Below are 16,876 nucleotides of genomic sequence, written 5' to 3'. Positions count from 1 at the left end.
CGAGTCTGAGTGGGATACGGCAGTGCATCGGCTCAGGCGACATGCGGGGCGCTATCAGCAACCGTGAAGCTGAACATCGGTACGGCACTGCATCCTCGGCCGAGTCTGAGTGGGATACGGCAGTGCATCGGCTCAGGCGACATGCGGGGCGCTATCAGCAACCGTGAAGCTGAACATCGGTACGGCACTGCATCCTCGGCCGAGTCTGAGTTGGATACGGCAGTGCATCGGCTCAGGCGACATGCGGGGCGCTATCAGCAACCGTGAAGCTGAATGGGTGAGACTGATCCGACACCCGCTGCATCGACCGAAAGTTCCTCCGTGCGCAAGAGCCTCTCCCTTCTGGCCGTCATCGCGTCGCTGGCCACGCTGACCGCGTGCGGCTCCGCGGCGAACAGCTCCACCTCCGCGCTCACCGCGCCCGGGGAGTGCGCCAAGACGTCCTCCGGGACCGCATCGAAGGCCGTCACGGTCACGGGCGATTTCGGGGTGATCCCGTCGGTCAAGTTCAAGGACGGTTCGCTCAAGCCGGAGTCGACGCAGCGCGACGTCGTCATCAAGGGCTCAGGCACCGAGGTGAAGCCGGGCGACACCACCTTCGTCGAGATGACGATCTACAACGGCGAGACGGGCGACCTGGTCGCGCAGACGGCGTACGGCACGTCGCCGGCGGAAGCCATCGTGATCGACGATCAGAAGTGGATGAAGGGACTCGTGCGGACGCTCGAGTGCACCGACGTCGGGTCTCGTGTCGTCTCCGTGGTTCCGGCGGGTGAAGCGTACGGCGACGCCGGTGCATCCAACGGCGCCGTCAAGGCGAACCAGCCGATCGTGGTCGTCGCGGACGTCCTCGGCACGGTCCACAGTGATGCGAAGGCCGAGGGGACGCCGCAGGAGCCCGTCGCCGGCATGCCCGAGGTTCAGCTGGACTCCGCCGGGCGGCCGACGGTGACCATCCCGGCGACGACGGCCCCCGCCGACCTCGAGGTCTCGGTCCTCCAGGAGGGCGACGGTCCCGTCGTCACCGCCGACTCGCGTGTCATCATCAACTACCAGGGCGTCAACTGGCGCACGGGTGAGGTGTTCGACGAGAGCTGGGGCAAGGGCCCGGCCAACTTCCTCCTGAGCCAGGTCGTCCCCGGGTTCACGAGTGCGATCGCCGGACAGCACGTCGGTTCGCAGGTCCTCGCGGTCATCCCGCCCGACCTCGGATACGGCCCGAGCGGCGGATCCTCCGGCGCCGGCATCGAGGCTGACGACACGATCGTCTTCGTCATCGACATCCTCGAGGCCAGCGCACCCACCGCTCCCGCGGCCACCCCCGCCCCGTAGCTCGCGAGGGGTCGCAAACGGTCGCTGTCGAGCGTCCGGACCCACCATTCGTGACACCTCGCGGGAACTAGACTGGCCCACGTGAGACGCGTGATCATCCTCGGTTCGACCGGTTCCATCGGCACACAGGCGCTCGATGTCATCCGGGCCAACGGCGAGCAGTTCGAGGTGGTCGGCCTCGCAGCCGGCACGAATCGTGAGCTCGTGGAGCAGCAGGCTGCCGATTTCGGCGTCGATGAGATCGCGATGGGCGCCGATGACGCGGAGCAGCTCGTCCGTAACGTCGAGGCGGATGTCGTGCTCAACGGCATCACCGGTTCCATCGGCCTCGGCCCCACACTCGCCGCGCTCGAGACCGGCCGGACCCTCGCACTCGCGAACAAGGAGTCGCTCATCGTGGGCGGCGACCTCGTGCGCTCGATCGCGAAGCCGGGTCAGATCGTCCCGGTCGACTCCGAGCACTCCGCCATCGCCCAGGCGCTCCGCTCCGGCACGGCGAACGAGGTCAGGCGCCTCATCCTCACGGCGTCCGGCGGCCCGTTCCGCGGTCGCAGCCGTGAGTCCCTCGCGAACGTGACCCCGCGGGAAGCACTCGCGCACCCGACGTGGGACATGGGGCTCGTCGTCACGACGAACTCGTCCACACTCGTGAACAAGGGCCTCGAGATCATCGAAGCCCATTTGCTCTTCGACGTCCCCTACGATCGCATCGACGTCGCCGTCCACCCGCAGTCGATCGTGCACTCGATGGTCGAGTTCGTGGACGGGTCGACGATCGCTCAGGCATCCCCGCCCGACATGCGCCTGCCGATCTCGCTCGGGCTGGACTGGCCGAACCGCGTGTCCGGCGTCGGCAAGCCGCTCGACTGGACGACCGCGCAGACGTGGACGTTCGAACCGCTCGACGACGAGGCGTTCCCCGCCGTGAAGCTCGCGAAGCAGGTCGGCGGGTACGGCCGCACGTTCCCCGCCGTGTTCAACGCCGCGAACGAAGAAGCCGTCGCCGCGTTCCACGACGGTCGCATCGGTTACCTCGGGATCCTCGAGACGGTGCGCGCCGTCGTCGAAGCGCACGATGCGCCCGACGGTCAGCTCACTCGTGAAGCGCTCAGCGAGGCCGAGTCGTGGGCGCGCGCGAAGGCGCAGACGGTGATGGCGGCTTCCGCGACCTGATCGTGCCGGGCGCTGCCCGACGGCACCGCCCTGTCTGATGGCGCCGCACGGTCCGACAGCGTCTGTCGTGGTCGGCCGGGACCGCCTCCTTCCTCACAGAATCGCCAGAGCGCGCCCACAGCGATCCCGCAGCCGGCGGTCAGCGGCTGGCACTATCGTGATGTCGTGGAAACCGTCCTCCTGTACGTCCTGGGCATCGTCATCGTGCTCGTGGGACTCATCGTGTCCATCGGCCTGCACGAGGTCGGGCACCTGGTCCCCGCCAAGCTCTTCGGCGTGCGCGTGACCCAGTACATGATCGGGTTCGGCCGCACGATCTGGTCCAAGCGCAAGGGCGAGACCGAGTACGGCGTCAAGATGATCCCGCTCGGCGGCTACATCTCGATGATCGGGATGTTCCCCCCGAAGAACGGCGAAGCGGCCAGGACGGCGAGCACCGGGTTCTTCGACACGCTCGTGCAGGACGCCCGCGAGGCGAGTGCCGACACGATCGGCGCAGGCGATGAGGATCGCACGTTCTACAAGCTCCCGGTGTGGAAGCGCATCATCGTCATGCTCGGCGGGCCGTTCATGAACCTCGTCCTCGCGATCCTGTTCATCGGCATCGCGGTCGTCGGCTTCGGCGTGGCGACCGACACGAGCACACTTGTCACGGTCTCCGCGTGCGTGCAGCCGTCGACGAGCGCCTCCAAGACCTGCAGCCCGTCCGACCCCGCCGGCCCCGCAGCGGCGGCCGGCCTGAAGCCCGGCGACACCATCACGAGCATCAACGGCACGCCCGTCAGCACCTTCGACCAGGTGGCGAAGTTCGTGCAGGACAACGCAGGCAAGCCGCTCGCCCTCGAGGTCGACCGCGCCGGCAAGCAGCTCGACCTGACCCTCACGCCGCTGCTCCTCGAGCGCGATGTCGTCGACTCCGCGACCGGCAAGGTCGTCGTGGACGAGAACGGCAAGGCGGTCACGCACGACGTCGGCTTCGTCGGCATCACCCCGCAGGCAAAACTCGTCCAGCAGCCCGTGACCGATGTGCTCCCCACGGTCGGCGACACCGTCTCACGCACGGCGGGCATCATCCTGAACCTCCCGCAGCGCCTCATCGACGTCGGCAAGGCCGCCTTCGGTTCGGGTGAGCGCGATCCCAACGGCCCGATGAGCGTCGTGGGCGTCGGTCGCATCGTCGGCGAGGTCGTCAGCCTCGACGAGATCCCCGTCGCGAGCAAGGCCGCCACGATCTTCGGCGTCCTCGGTTCGCTCAACGTCGCACTCTTCGTCTTCAACCTCATCCCGCTCCTGCCGCTCGACGGCGGGCACGTCGCCGCTGGCATCTGGGAGGCGATCCGTCGCGGGTTCGCCAAGGTGTTCAAGAAGCGCGATCCGGGGCCGGTCGACGCGGCGAAGCTCATCCCGCTCACGTTCGCGGTCGTCATCTTGCTCGGTGGCATGAGCGCGCTGCTCGTGTACGCGGACATCGTGAAGCCCGTCAACCTCCTCGGCTGATCGCGGCATCGGGCCCTCGGCGGACGATGAGTGCGCTCCCCGGGAACGTACTCCCGGGGGAGTAGTGCACTCCGCTCGCCAGCGGACGATCGGACCGTGCGCGTCCGAGTAGCATGCAGACATGTCCGAGAGCGAGCACGACTCCTGGCCGCCTCGGCCGCCCGGACCGCACTGGTCCCGCGAGGCCCGTGAGGCGCGTGAACGGTACGTTCGCGAGCGCCTGGACCGCGAGGGATTCTTCGACGAGGGCGGACCCGGGTGGGCGCATCGCGAGCGGCGATTCGGTTCTCGGCGGCCGGTGTTCCGATTGTGGTTCCCCGTCGTCGTGTCCTTCCTCGTGCAAGTGCCCGCGGCGATCGTCGTCCCATGGCGCGCCGGCTGGTTCGGCGGCGCAGAAGGGTCGGACTGGCACGGCGGATTCGGCGGGCCCCCGTTCCACTGGCTGCGGCTGCTCTCGATCGCACTCGCCGTCATCGGCCCGTTCGTCCTGCTCGCCGCTCGGCGGTTCCCCGGTCCGGTCGTCGCCGTCACCGCGGTCATCGCGAGCGCATCGATGCTGCTGGGGCCGGAGGGCGGTGCGCCGGCAATCGTGCTGGCCTTCGCGGCCGCTTCCGGGATCATCCGGGGCGCTCGGCGTTGGACCTACGTGTCGCTGTTCGTCGGGTGGGTGCTCGTGCTGTCGGTCGCGGCCGTCGTCGGATTCGAGCTGCCGGGGTTCCGGGTGGGGGTGACGACCGTGCTCACGCTGCTCGCGATCCTGCTCGGTGAGGGGATCCGCGTCCAGAGCGAGCGGGCCGAGGAGTACCGGAGGCGTCAGCGCGAACGCCGCACGTCCGCCGCCCAGGAGGAGCGGGTGCGGATCGCCCGGGAGCTGCACGACGTCATCGCGCACTCGCTCGCTCAGATCAACGTGCAGGCCGGGATGGGGCTCCACCTGATGGACACGCAGCCGGAGCGCGCACGTGAGGCGCTCGGCAACATCAAGGCTGCCAGCAAGTCGTCGCTCGACGAGGTGCGTGGACTGCTCGACGTGCTTCGTGCCGATCCGGGTGCCGCCGGTTCCCGTGGGAGGGGTGGCGACGGGCGTGGGCCCGGGCGTCCGGGCGGATTCGGTGACGGTGTCGGTCACGGTGGCGCGCCAGGTGCAGATGCCGGCGCTGGCGGCGGTCCTGGCGGGGCGGGAGTCGCGGGAGGGTTCGAGGCTGCGCCTCGGCGGCCGGGACCGAACCTCGACACGCTGCCGAGCCTCGTGACGAGCCTCGAGGACCAGGGGATCGATGCGCGACTGGACGTACAGATCACCGAACCGCCCGGAGCGGCGATGCAACTCGCGCTGTACCGCATCGCCCAGGAGAGCGTGACGAACGTGCTGCGGCACGCGGAGGCGACGCGCGTCGACATCGTGCTGCACGAGGCCGACGGCCGCTACGTGCTCAGCGTGACGGATGACGGGCACGGCGCACCCGCCGGGCTCGAGGAACGGGGCAACGGATTGTTGGGGATGACGGAACGCGCGGAGCTGCTGGGCGGAACGCTCAGCGCAGGGCCGGCGGACGCTGAGGCCTCCGGTGCCGGCGGTCCATCGGGTACACGAGGTCGAGGCTTCCGGGTCGTCGCCTCGCTGCCGAAGGGCGACCGATCGTGATCCGCGTGGTGCTCGCCGATGATCAGGGACTCATCCGAGGCGGGTTCCGCGCCCTGCTCGACTCCGAACCGGACATCGAGGTCGTCGGCGAGGCGGCGACGGGGACGGAAGCGGTCGCCGTGATCCGGCGCGAGCGGCCCGATGTCGCGCTCATGGACATCCGAATGCCCGACGGCGACGGGCTGTGGGCGACCGAAACGGTCGTGGCGGATCCGGCGCTCGCCCCAACCCGGATCGTCGTCGTGACGACGTTCGAGCTCGACGAGTATGTGGCGCAGGCGATCCGGGCCGGCGCGAGCGGGTTCCTCGTGAAGGACACGGAGCCGGCCGAGCTGATCCGGGCGGTTCGCGTCGTGGCCGCAGGCGACGCGCTCCTGTCGCCCGGGGTGACGCGGCGACTGCTCTCGCGGGTGGCCGGGTCGTTGCGGGATCCCGTCGATCGTGCGGCGCTCAGCGCGCTGACCGATCGAGAGCGCGAAGTGCTGGGGCTCGTCGGGCGCGGACTCACGAACGATGAGATCGGTCGTGAGCTCTACGTCAGCCCGTTGACGGCGAAGACGCATGTGTCGCGCATCATGTCGAAGCTCTCGGCCAGGGACAGGGTGCAGCTCGTCGTCATCGCCTACGAGTCCGGGCTCGTGGCGCCGGGCTGGCAGGGCGACGGGGCGCCGCCCGCCGGCTGAGGCCGATCCCGGTCACTGAGCTGGGCCCCGGTCACTGAGCTTGTCGAAGTGGGTGCGGTACTGGGTGCCCTTCGACAGGCTCAGGGACCGGGTTCGTCGCGCGGTCGCCGCGGCTCAGGGACCGGGTTCGTCGTGCGTCGCCGCGGCTCGGCGATCGGCGCGGTCGGTCGCCCTACCAGTTGGTAGGGCGAAGCCTGCTCCCGGGGGAGTACACCGGATTCGTCCGTGGGGCAGACGTGCTGAACGGCTGGCGAACCGATGCTTGAAGCACTGGATCAGCAACCGGTCACGGATTCGAACCCTTCGATCACCGAAACAGACCGGCCGCTCGATCCGCCGACATCGAAATGGAGAGTTCCCATGTTCTCGCTCACCGCAGCCAGTGCGCTCAGCGCCGTCGCGATGCACCCCGGATGGCACGGCCCGTGGGGTGGGGGCGGCTGGTGGCTGTTCCTGCTCATCCCGCTGTTCTGGTTCGTCGTGATCGTCGTTCTCGCCTCGATCTTCGGTCGTCGCTGGCGTCGACGCGCCTGGGAAGGCCACCAGGCCATGGGCGGCTACGGCCCGCCGTGGGCGTGGCGTCAGAACCAGGCCGTCCAAAGCGCCGAACAGACGCTCGCCGAACGGTTCGCCCGAGGCGACATCGACGAGATCGACTACCGGGCACGCCTCGAAGTGCTCCGGACCAACAACCCGACGCCTCCTGCGCCGCCCACGCGCTGACGGAGGCCGTCCGAGACCGATGACGCCCGCCGCTCCGATGCTCATGCACCCGGGTGGCGGGCGTTTCGCGTGTCCGCACTTCGACAGGCTCAGCGACCGGGGCGCTTCGACAAGCTCAGCGACCGGGGTGCGGCTCAGCGGGCCGGGCCGGTCCCTGAGCCTGTCGAAGGGCGTTGGTGTGACGCTACCTGGACAGCAGGAGTGCGTCGCCCTGTCCACCACCGCCGCACAACGCGGCGGCCGCGCGGAGTTCGCCGGCTCCGGCATCGCCCGCGCCTGCACGTCGGGCGAGCTCGAATGCGGCGTGCAGCACCAGACGGGTGCCGGACGCGCCGATCGGATGACCGAGGGCGATCGCGCCGCCGTCGACGTTCACGATCTCCGACGACACGCCCAGTTCGCGCGTGGAGTGCACGCTGACCGCGGCGAACGCCTCGTTGATCTCCACGAGATCGAGTCCATCGGCCGTCCAGCCCTCTCGCGAGAGTGCGGCGGTGATCGCCCGCGACGGCTGCGCGTGCAATGAATTGTCCGGCCCCGCCACCTGACCGGCGCTCCGCACGACGGCGAGCCATTCGAGGCCGTGCTCCTCGGCGAATGCACGGCTCGCGAGGACGACCATCGCGGCGCCGTCGCTGAGCGGTGAGGAGTTGCCCGCCGTCACGGTGCCCGCTCCGTCGGCCTCGCTCGCGAACGCCGGTCGCAGCGAGCCGAGCGAGTCGATCGTCGAGTCGGGACGGACGCCCTCGTCGATGGAGAGGACGGTCGTACCGCGGCGGCCGACGACCTCGATCGGCACGATCTCCGCATCGAAGCGCCCGTCGGCCTGGGCTGCGGCGGCACGCAGGTGCGATGCGAGCGCGACCTCGTCCTGCGCGAGCCGGTCGATGCCGAGCGCACCGTTGTGCCGCTCGGTGCTGACCCCCATCGAGTCGTGGTCGTACGCGTCGGTCAGGCCGTCGAACGCGGCGTGGTCGAGGACCTCGCGGGACCCGTACTTGTATCCACCGCGTGCCCCCGGAAGCAGATGCGGGGCGTTCGTCATCGACTCCTGGCCGCCCGCGAGCACAACGGACGCTTCGCCTGTGCGGATGAGCCGCGCGCCGTCGATGATCGACTGGATGCCGGACAGGCACACCTTGTTGATCGTGACGGCGGGGACGCCCCACGGCACGCCTGCTGCGCGGCCGGTCTGCAGGGCCGGGTTCTGCCCGGCGCCCGCCTGGAGGACCTGGCCGATGACGACGTGCTCGATCTGCTCCGGCGCCACGCCGGCCCGCTCGATCGCGGCGCGCGCGGCGAAGGTCCCGAGCTCGACGGCGGAGAACGCGGCGAGCTGCCCGAGGAGGCGGCCCTGCGGGGTGCGGGCACCGCTCAGGATGACGACGTCGGTCGGCCGGGCGGCGGACGAGGCGCCCGGGCCGGCAGAGGCGGGGTCGTTGGCGGACGCTCCCGCGGTCGATGCGTGTGTGGCGGTTGTCGGGTTCATGTGGCGACTCCATCGTCTCGGCGGTCGCGCCGCCGGACCGTTCGTGCGACCCGTGGCTCGATCAGGTTCCTCGGGCGGCTCGTGGCGCCCGATGTCCCTCCAGCTTCGCATACGAATCCGACGCGGTGGTTGGACGATTCGACCAATCCGTGGCGGCCGGATCGACGATGTCGGACACCGCCGCCCTTGACGCGCCGGGGCGTTCGGGAGACGGTTGGTGCACACCGGACGACGCCGTCCGGGTGCAAGGAGGAACGGCATGAACGGTGGCATCACCATCGACAAGACCGTCGGCTCGGCTCACGAGGCCATCGCCGACATCCCGAGCGGAGCATCGATCGCCGTGGGCGGTTTCGGGCTCTGCGGCAATCCCATGGAGCTCATCAGGGCGCTGCACGAACTGGGGGCCCGAGAGCTCTCCATCGTGAGCAACAACTGTGGTGTGGACGACTGGGGGCTCGGGATCCTGCTCTCGGCGGGCCGCATCCGGAAGATGACGTCGTCGTATGTGGGGGAGAACAAGGAGTTCGAGCGGCAGTTCCTGTCCGGCGAACTCGAGGTCGAGCTGACCCCGCAGGGCACGCTCGCGGAGAAGCTGCGGGCGGGAGGATCCGGCATCGCCGCGTTCTTCACGCAGACGGGCGTCGGCACCCAGGTCGCCGAGGGCGGCCTGCCACGGCGCTACGACGGTGCGGGAGGCGTGGCAATCGCCTCGCCCGTCAAGGAGGTGCGGGAGTTCGCGGTCCGCGGCCATGAGCGCGGATTCGTCCTCGAGGAGGCGATCACGACCGACTATGCCCTCGTCCATGCCAAACGCGGCGACCGCTTCGGCAACCTCGTCTTCGACAAGTCGGCGCGGAACTTCTCGCCGCTCGCCGCGATGGCCGGCGGGATCTGCATCGCGCAGGTCGAGGAGCTCGTCGAACCGGGGGAGATCGACCCGGACGCCGTCCACCTGCCCGGCGTGTTCGTGCATCGCATCGTGGAGGTGGGGCCGGACATCGAGAAACGGATCGAGCGACGCACGGTGCGCGCGGCGGAGGTGACCGACGCGACCGACGCGTTCGGCACTGCTGAGGAGACCCGTGCGACACGTGCGGGCAGGGGCGCGCAGCAGACGCCGGCCTCGGCATCGAGGGAGGGGAACTGACCATGGCGCTCACGCGTGAACAGATGGCGGCACGTGCCGCGGCGGAACTCGTCGACGGCTCCTACGTGAACCTCGGCATCGGCCTGCCGACCCTCGTCCCGAACTACGTCCCGGCAGGCGTCACGGTCGTCCTGCAATCGGAGAACGGCATCCTCGGCGTCGGTCCATACCCGACGGAGGAGTACGTCGACCCCGACCTCATCAACGCCGGCAAGGAGACCGTGACGACGCTCCCCGGCGCCGCGTTCTTCGACTCCGCGCTGAGCTTCGCGATGATCCGCGGCGGCAAGATCGATGCGGCGATCCTCGGAGCGATGCAGGTGAGCGCGTCCGGCGACCTCGCCAACTGGATGATCCCGGGGAAGATGGTGAAGGGCCCGGGTGGAGCGATGGACCTCGTGCACGGTGCCGCGACCGTCATCGTGCTCATGGAGCATGTGGCGCGCGACGGCAGCCCGAAGATCCTTGACGAGTGCTCTCTGCCCTTGACGGGGCGGGGCGTCGTGGACCGGATCATCACCGATCTCGCCGTCATCGACGTGACGCCCGAAGGGCTGCGGCTCGTCGAGCTGGCACCCGGGGTCAGCGTCGAGGACGTCGTCGCGGCCACGCAGCCGGAACTCCTGCTGGACGACGCGTTGCTCGCGACGACGTCGGACGGTCCGCGCTGACCGGACGGGAACGCGCGCGCACCCGGTGCCCAGCAGCCTTTCAGGCCGCGGGGAGCCGTCACCCGGGTGCGCGCGTAAGCTAGCTCTGTGGCAGCAATCAATCTGGGTCTTCCCAAAGTTCCCGAAACCCTGAGTCCGCGGCGGAAGTCTCGCCAGATCAAGGTGGGCAAAGTCCTCGTCGGAGGCGACGCTCCCGTGAGCGTGCAGTCGATGACCACGACCCCCACGACGAACATCAATGCGACGCTCCAGCAGATCGCCGAACTCACGGCCTCGGGCTGCGACATCGTGCGGATCGCCGTCCCGAGTCGTGACGACGCCGAGGCGCTGCCGATCATCGCGAAGAAGAGCCAGATCCCCGTCATCGCGGACATCCACTTCCAGCCCGCGTACGTCTACGCGGCGATCGACGCCGGGTGTGCCGCGGTCCGCGTGAACCCGGGCAACATCCGCAAGTTCGACGACCAGATCGCCGAGATCGCCAAGCGCGCGAAGGCCGCCGACGTCTCGATCCGCATCGGCGTGAACGCAGGATCGCTCGACCCTCGACTGCTCCAGAAGTACGGCAAGGCGACGCCAGAAGCCCTCGTCGAGAGCGCCGTCTGGGAGGCGAGCCTCTTCGAGGAGCACGACTTCCACGATTTCAAGATCTCCGTGAAGCACAACGACCCCATCGTGATGGTGAAGGCGTACCGCCTCCTCGCCGAGCGCGGCGACTGGCCCCTGCACCTCGGTGTGACCGAGGCCGGGCCGTCGTTCCAGGGCACGATCAAGAGCGCGACGGCGTTCGGCATCCTCCTCTCCGAAGGCATCGGCGACACCATCCGCGTCTCCCTGTCGGCACCGCCGGCGGAGGAGGTCAAGGTGGGGCTGCAGATCCTGCAGTCGCTCAACCTCCGTGAGCGCAAGCTCGAGATCGTCTCCTGCCCGAGCTGCGGCCGGGCCCAGGTGGACGTCTACAAGCTCGCGAACGACGTCACCGACGGCCTCGAGGGCATGAGTGTTCCGCTCCGCGTCGCCGTCATGGGCTGCGTCGTCAACGGTCCGGGTGAAGCCCGTGAGGCCGACCTCGGCGTCGCGTCCGGCAACGGCAAAGGCCAGATCTTCGTCAAGGGCGAGGTCATCAAGACCGTTCCGGAGAGCGAGATCGTCGCGACGCTCATCGCCGAGGCCAACCGCCTCGCGGCCGAGATGCCGGCCGACGACACCTCCACCGGTAGCCCGGTCGTGACGGTCGGCGCCAACTAGGCGTACCCCCGCCCGCCCGAAACCTCCGTTTTCGTGCAATCCGCCCGTTTTGGTCGGCACTTCTTGCACGAAAACGGAGGTTTCGTCGGTGTTGCCGGGCGATCGACGGGACGGGCGGTTAGGCCGTGAGGCGGCGCAGCAGCTGCTTGGCGAGTTGGATCGGCCTGCCGATGAGGTACGAGATCCGGCCCAGCCAGCTCGTGTCGTACCTGCCGAGCGCGCGTTTGCGCTCCCAACCCGTCCTGAGCGCGCCGCCGCGACTCTGCCTGGCGCGTGGCCTGGCCGGGAGGGTGCCGCGGTCGAGATCGTCGAGGAGATCGTTCGTCCGCTCGATCCAGTCGTCGTCGCGGTCCGGGTGGAAGTAGTTCTGTTCGAGCCACTCCCGCTCGGGCTCGTGGAAGACGCCGTTCATGAGATCGGTGTGCGATGCGAGGAGTCCACTCCCCGTGAATACGGTGTTGATGAGGTCGTCGTCGACGCCGAAGTCGTCGAGCACGATGACGGGTACACCCGCGGCGAGCGCTTCGATGGCGGCCGTGGAGCCGACGGTGACGAGCCCGACCGAGAGGGCGAGGTGCACGGCCATCGACCCGGTGGCGACGCGCAGGTTGGTGGGCAGCGGCTTCTGAAGCGCCTCGGAGAGCAGCTCGTCGTACGGGAAGTGCTCGTGGTGGGTCTGGGGGTCTCCTGCGAGCCCGCGGACTTTCACGACGACGTCGAGATCGGGGCGACGGATGGCGAGGGCTCGCAGCCAGAGGAGGATCCGGAGTCGGTCGCCGCGTTCGGGTGGAACCGTCGCCTGAGTGGCGAACACGACGCGAGTGCGGGGCGCCGGGGGAACGTCCGCCGGCCGCGCTTCGGCGTCGCCGGGTCCGTGCCCGGGTAGGTGTCCGCGTTCGGCGGAGGTGAGCGCTGCGGCGTCGAGGAAGGGCAGACGCGCGAGCGCGAACGCCGGTTCGAGCCCGTGCTCACGAGCGAGGCGACGGTAGCCGGACACTTCACGGTGGCTGTGGAGGACGAACACGTCCGCCTGGGCCCGGTAGAAGAGGCCCTTCCATTTCGGCGGGATCGAGATGCCCGGTAGGCCCGTCAGGATGACAGGTCGGCCCGGCCCGAGGTCCGCGATCGCCGCGATGAGCACTTCGGCGACGGGACCGCGGGTCGCGACGAAGACGGCGTCAGGCGCCCGCTCGCCCACTCGCCCGATCAGCTCGGGGAAGGTCAAACGGTCGACGGCGTCAGCGCGGAACCTCGTATGGAGCAGGGCGATGTCGACCTGCCGGTCGGTCGCGGAGACGTCGGTCTCGAGCAGGAGCAGCTCGATTTCCCACTCGGCCGGGGCGGAGTCGAGGGTTGTCGCGCCCCACTTGACGAAGGAGTCGGAGTCGACGATGCCGATCACGCGTCTGGTGCGCTGGGCGGGAAGCGAGGCGGGCGGCGTCCGGTCTGCGTGCACGTCCGTCCCAGTGGGCGAGGGGTCCGCCGGCTCCCGCCCGAGCTCGTCGGCGCTGACGCCGCCCAGCCCTGCGCGGCCAGTCGCAGCACCGCGCAGCCCGGCGCCGCCTCGTCGTGTTCCCCCGGTCACATGCACCTCAGGCATCGACCCGTCTGAGCTTGGCCAGCGGTGCGTGCTCGCCGGGGAAGATCCGCTTCACGCCATCGCCCATCGCCGTCTCGATGATGCGGATGTCCCGCACGAGGTTCGTGAAGCCGTGCGGTTCGAGCGACGCCGCGTGGTCCGAGCCCCACATCGCGCGGTCGAGGGTGATGTGCCGCTCGACGATCGTGGCGCCGATCGCAACCGCCGCGAGCGAGATCTGCAGGCCCGTCTCATGACCGGAGTAGCCGATCGGTGCCTTCGGGAAGCGCTCGCCGAGGGTCTGGATCATCCGAAGGTTCGCTTCCTCCGGGGGGAGCGGATACGTCGAGGTGGCGTGCAGGATGGCGAGCGGGCCGGGGCGACGTGCCCCGGTCTCATTCCCGTTCCCGTCTTCGGTCCCGGAGAGGATCCCCACCGCTTCGTCGATCTGCTCGATCGTCGACATGCCCGTCGAGAGGATGACGGGCTTGCCCGTCGCTCCGATCCGCCGGAGGAGACCGGCATCGGTGACGGAGGCCGAAGCGATCTTGTACGCGGCGACCCCGAGGTCCTCGAGGAAGTCGACGCTCGGTTCGTCCCACGGCGAGGCGAACCAGGTCAGTCCGCGGAGTGTCGCGTAGTCGCCGATCTCGATGTACTGCTCCCGGTCGAACTCGACGCGGTAGCGGTAGTCGAGGTAGGTCATGTCGCCCCAGGGGGTGCTCCGCGGGATCGCCTTCATGTGCTCGGGCGTGGAGATCTCCGGGGTCCGCTTCTGGAACTTGACCGCCTGTGCGCCCGCGTCGGCCGCGACGTCGATGAGCCGTTTCGCGATCTCGGGGTCGCCGTTGTGGTTGAGGCCGATCTCGCCGATGACGTAGACGGGGTGTCCCGGACCAACCGCGTGGCCGTCGATGCGGATCATGGGACCGGTGGGAGCGGTTGCGTGTGCAGTGGTTGTGTCGATGCCGCTCATGCTGATGCTCCGTTCACAGTGGTGTCGCTTCGAGATGGTGCGGTGGCTTCCGTCGGGAGTGTCGGTGCTGTCGGCGCTGTCGGGACTGTCGACGCTGTCGGTGCGATCCGCGGCTCCGTCGGCTCGGCGGCCCGTGCCGGCGTCGTCCGTTTGACGTCGAGTACCCGATCCGCGAGCTCCCGGACGGCCCCAGCGCCGCCTCTGGCGTCGAGCACGAGGCGCGCTGCGCGTCGGACGGCCGGGTGCGCGTCCGCCACGGCGACGGGCCAGCCCACGATCGCGAGGGCCGGGAGGTCATTGACGTCGTTGCCGAGGTAGGCGATGCGGTCGAGGGTGACGCCCTGCTCGCGCGCCCAGACCGCGAGCGCCGTGGCCTTGTCATCCGAGCCGTAGACGACGTCGACGCCGAGCTTCGCGGCCCGGGCGGCGACGATGGGGACCCGTTCGGTGGAGAGGATGAGGACGGGAACGTCGGCCTCGCGGAGGAGCCGGACGCCGAGGCCGTCGCCGCGGTGCACGGTCACGCGTTCGACGCCGTCCGCATCGACGATCGCGCGGTCGTCGGTGTGGACGCCGTCGAAGTCGGTCACGACGGCGTCGACGTCGAGTGCGCTCGCGTCGGCGGGGATCTCGAGTTGCCGTTCGGCGTGCGGGGCGATGGCCTCAGCGACGAGGAGGTCCTCGGGCTCGTCGATCTCGAGGGCTCCGAGCGGTCTCGTGAGCGCGGCTTCGATCCGGCCGAAGAAGCGGTGACGGGCTTCGAGGAAGCCGTCTGTCCGGAAGACGTAGAACGCTCCCGTCTCGCGGAACTGCTTCGCACGGTCCTGACGGCGGGGCCGGCCGGTGTGATCATGGCCGATGCCGCGTGCCCCATCAGGCGTGTCGGTCCAGAGGAAGCCGTGATCCACGACGGCGGAGAAGACGGCGTCGGCGAGGCCGAGGGTGACGGTGTCGATGGCGCCGTCGAGGGCGTCGACGTCGAGGAATGGCGACGTCGCCTGGGCGAAGACGGTCACCCGGGAGAGCGGTCCCTGCTCGCGCAGGGCCTCGAGCGCATGGAGGAGCGCCGCCTCGGAGGAGCTGTCGTCTGCGGCGAGCTTCGATGGACGGTCGATGACGTCCGCTCCGGCGGTCCGTGCGGCTGCGGCGATGTCGGGATGGTCGGTCGTCACGACGACACGGCCGATGCCCGGAGTCCGGAGGAGGCCGTGGACGCTGCGCGCGACGAGCGTCACGCCGCGTACCGTGCGCAGATTCTTGCGACGGATGCCCTTCGAGCCTCCGCGGACGGGAACGATGGCGGTCGCGCCTGGTGAGGCCGGACTCGGTGAGGCCGCGTCCGCCGAGGCCGACCGCTGTGCGTCCGCGTCCTGCACTGGCGAGGCCTTGCGGGCCGCGTCGACGTCCGACGGGAAGTGGCTCAGATCATCGAGGTGCGACACGGGGACAGCGTAGGAACGGGAGGTTGCCGGTCGGCCAACCGGACGCCGCGCGGAGGTGTCCCGCAACCGAACAGCAGGGGTCGCGCAGAACCCCAGACCTCCGTTTTCGTGCAAAACGTCCGGTTTCGAGGGCACTTGTTGCACGAAAACGGAGGTCTGGGGGAGGGGCCGGGAGAGGAGGCGAGGCGGATGGGGCCGATTAGACTGGACCGCACCGCGCGCGCCGACGAGCACGCCCGACTGTTCGCACACCCAGGGGAGACCAGCCGCCGTGACGCTCAGCACACCGATCCACGCCAGCGAACTGGAACGTGCCCGCGCGATCCTCACCACGATCGTGGGCGCATACGATGCGAAGGTCGTCGGCCAGCAGAGCCTCCGCACGACGCTCCTCGCCGCCCTCGTCTCAGGCGGGCACGTGCTGTTGGAGAGCGTGCCGGGGCTGGCCAAGACGACTGCTGCCGAGTCGATCGCCCAGGCCGTCCACGCGTCCTTCAAACGGATCCAGTGCACCCCCGACCTCCTGCCGAGCGACATCATCGGCACCCAGATCTACGATGCGAAGACCGGCGGATTCCAGACGCAGCTCGGCCCGGTGCACGCCAACTTCGTCCTGCTCGACGAGGTGAACCGTTCGAGCGCGAAGACGCAGAGCGCCATGCTCGAGGCGATGCAGGAGCGCCAGACCTCGATCGGCGGCGTCAACCACGCCCTGCCGAAGCCGTTCTTCGTCCTCGCGACCCAGAACCCCATCGAGCAGGAGGGCACCTACCAGCTGCCGGAAGCACAGCTCGACCGCTTCCTCCTGAAAGAGGTGCTGAGCTACCCGACGATCGGCGAGGAGGCCGAGATCGTCCGACGGGTGAACGCGGGCGTCTACGACGAGCCGGACACCGATCAGCACGTCTCGGTCGACGACGTCCTCTTCCTCCAGGGCCTCGCGAAGCGCGTCTACCTCGACCCGTCGATCCTCAACTACATCGTGCAGACCGTGTACGTGACGCGCAACGCACGCGACTACCTCTCGCCCAAGCTCGCGTCCTACATCGACTACGGCGCCAGCCCGCGCGCGAGCATCGCGTTCAGCACGGTCGCCAGGTCGCTCGCGATCCTCGCCGGTCGCGACCACGTCATCCCAGAGGACGTCAAGAGCTACCGGCATCAGGTGCTCCGGCACCGCATCATCCTGAACTTCGAGGCCGCAGCGGACGACGTCGGCCCGGAGACCATCATCGACGCCGTGTTCGGCGCCGTCCAAGCACCGTAGG

Annotated in this window: 14 protein-coding genes; 10 read left to right on the top strand and 4 right to left on the bottom strand. The window is 69.4% G+C overall.

The genetic code is table 11. From position 1 onward, the window contains the following. Nucleotides 1-321: 321 nt before the first annotated feature. The 6 genes from ACQ3HB_RS19720 (at nucleotide 322) to ACQ3HB_RS19695 (ending at nucleotide 7,053) form a co-directional block, all read left to right on the top strand. Nucleotides 322-1,332: an FKBP-type peptidyl-prolyl cis-trans isomerase gene (locus ACQ3HB_RS19720; protein WP_430922484.1), complete on the top strand. Its 1,011-nt coding sequence runs from the start codon at nucleotides 322-324 to the stop codon at nucleotides 1,330-1,332. Between the two features lie 81 nt (nucleotides 1,333-1,413). Beyond that, on the top strand, nucleotides 1,414-2,505 hold the full coding sequence (dxr, locus tag ACQ3HB_RS19715) for a 1-deoxy-D-xylulose-5-phosphate reductoisomerase (protein ID WP_430922483.1): 1,092 nt from the start codon (nucleotides 1,414-1,416) through the stop codon (nucleotides 2,503-2,505). Between the two features lie 165 nt (nucleotides 2,506-2,670). Continuing rightward, nucleotides 2,671-4,002 (top strand): M50 family metallopeptidase, encoded by a 1,332-nt coding sequence (locus tag ACQ3HB_RS19710; protein ID WP_430922481.1) that lies wholly within the window; start codon nucleotides 2,671-2,673, stop codon nucleotides 4,000-4,002. 121 nt (nucleotides 4,003-4,123) lie between these two features. Then, entirely contained in the window at nucleotides 4,124-5,647 is a 1,524-nt protein-coding gene (locus ACQ3HB_RS19705; protein ID WP_430922479.1) for a sensor histidine kinase, read from the top strand. After that, complete coding sequence (locus ACQ3HB_RS19700; RefSeq protein WP_430922478.1) at nucleotides 5,644-6,330, top strand: response regulator; 687 nt, start codon at nucleotides 5,644-5,646, stop codon at nucleotides 6,328-6,330. The genes ACQ3HB_RS19705 and ACQ3HB_RS19700 overlap by 4 nt, the downstream gene beginning before the upstream one ends. A 360-nt stretch (nucleotides 6,331-6,690) precedes the next feature. Then, entirely contained in the window at nucleotides 6,691-7,053 is a 363-nt protein-coding gene (locus tag ACQ3HB_RS19695; protein ID WP_430922477.1) for an SHOCT domain-containing protein, read from the top strand. 184 nt (nucleotides 7,054-7,237) lie between these two features. Here the strand turns inward: ACQ3HB_RS19695 and ACQ3HB_RS19690 are convergent, their stop codons facing one another. Further along, complete coding sequence (locus ACQ3HB_RS19690; RefSeq protein ID WP_430922475.1) at nucleotides 7,238-8,542, bottom strand: acetyl-CoA C-acetyltransferase; 1,305 nt, start codon at nucleotides 8,540-8,542, stop codon at nucleotides 7,238-7,240. 259 nt (nucleotides 8,543-8,801) lie between these two features. Between ACQ3HB_RS19690 and ACQ3HB_RS19685 the strand changes: the two genes are divergently transcribed. From ACQ3HB_RS19685 to ispG, 3 genes are all read left to right on the top strand, one after another. Further along, the gene (locus ACQ3HB_RS19685; RefSeq protein ID WP_430922473.1) at nucleotides 8,802-9,692 is read left to right on the top strand and encodes a CoA transferase subunit A; all 891 of its coding nucleotides are present in this window, start codon (nucleotides 8,802-8,804) and stop codon (nucleotides 9,690-9,692) included. A gap of 2 nt (nucleotides 9,693-9,694) precedes the next feature. Next, the gene (locus ACQ3HB_RS19680; protein WP_430922472.1) at nucleotides 9,695-10,363 is read left to right on the top strand and encodes a 3-oxoacid CoA-transferase subunit B; all 669 of its coding nucleotides are present in this window, start codon (nucleotides 9,695-9,697) and stop codon (nucleotides 10,361-10,363) included. Between the two features lie 87 nt (nucleotides 10,364-10,450). Further along, a complete protein-coding gene (gene ispG / locus ACQ3HB_RS19675) occupies nucleotides 10,451-11,611 on the top strand; it encodes a flavodoxin-dependent (E)-4-hydroxy-3-methylbut-2-enyl-diphosphate synthase (protein WP_430922470.1) in 1,161 nt (386 codons plus the stop codon). 118 nt (nucleotides 11,612-11,729) lie between these two features. Here ispG and ACQ3HB_RS19670 read toward each other — a convergent pair whose 3' ends face one another. The 3 genes from ACQ3HB_RS19670 to ACQ3HB_RS19660 are packed head-to-tail and all read right to left on the bottom strand — an operon-like array spanning nucleotide 11,730 to nucleotide 15,608. Beyond that, on the bottom strand, nucleotides 11,730-13,211 hold the full coding sequence (locus ACQ3HB_RS19670) for a DUF6716 putative glycosyltransferase (RefSeq protein ID WP_430922469.1): 1,482 nt from the start codon (nucleotides 13,209-13,211) through the stop codon (nucleotides 11,730-11,732). Next, nucleotides 13,204-14,115 carry an N-acetylneuraminate synthase family protein gene (locus tag ACQ3HB_RS19665; RefSeq protein ID WP_430922487.1) on the bottom strand — a complete coding sequence of 304 codons (912 nt, stop codon included), beginning with the start codon at nucleotides 14,113-14,115 and terminating at the stop codon, nucleotides 13,204-13,206. Before ACQ3HB_RS19665 ends, ACQ3HB_RS19670 begins: the two co-directional genes overlap by 8 nt. A 47-nt stretch (nucleotides 14,116-14,162) precedes the next feature. After that, nucleotides 14,163-15,608 carry a cytidylyltransferase domain-containing protein gene (locus ACQ3HB_RS19660; RefSeq protein ID WP_430922468.1) on the bottom strand — a complete coding sequence of 482 codons (1,446 nt, stop codon included), beginning with the start codon at nucleotides 15,606-15,608 and terminating at the stop codon, nucleotides 14,163-14,165. 271 nt (nucleotides 15,609-15,879) lie between these two features. Here ACQ3HB_RS19660 and ACQ3HB_RS19655 point away from each other — a divergent pair, with 271 nt between their 5' ends. Further along, nucleotides 15,880-16,875 carry an AAA family ATPase gene (locus tag ACQ3HB_RS19655; RefSeq protein WP_430922466.1) on the top strand — a complete coding sequence of 332 codons (996 nt, stop codon included), beginning with the start codon at nucleotides 15,880-15,882 and terminating at the stop codon, nucleotides 16,873-16,875. Nucleotide 16,876: the final 1 nt, after the last annotated feature.

This window comes from Plantibacter lichenum (genome assembly GCF_050587525.1).
Classification (GTDB): Bacteria; Actinomycetota; Actinomycetes; order Actinomycetales; family Microbacteriaceae; genus Plantibacter.
The sequence above is the reverse complement of the archived record's forward strand: the minus strand, read 5'-3'. Positions and strand labels throughout refer to the sequence as shown.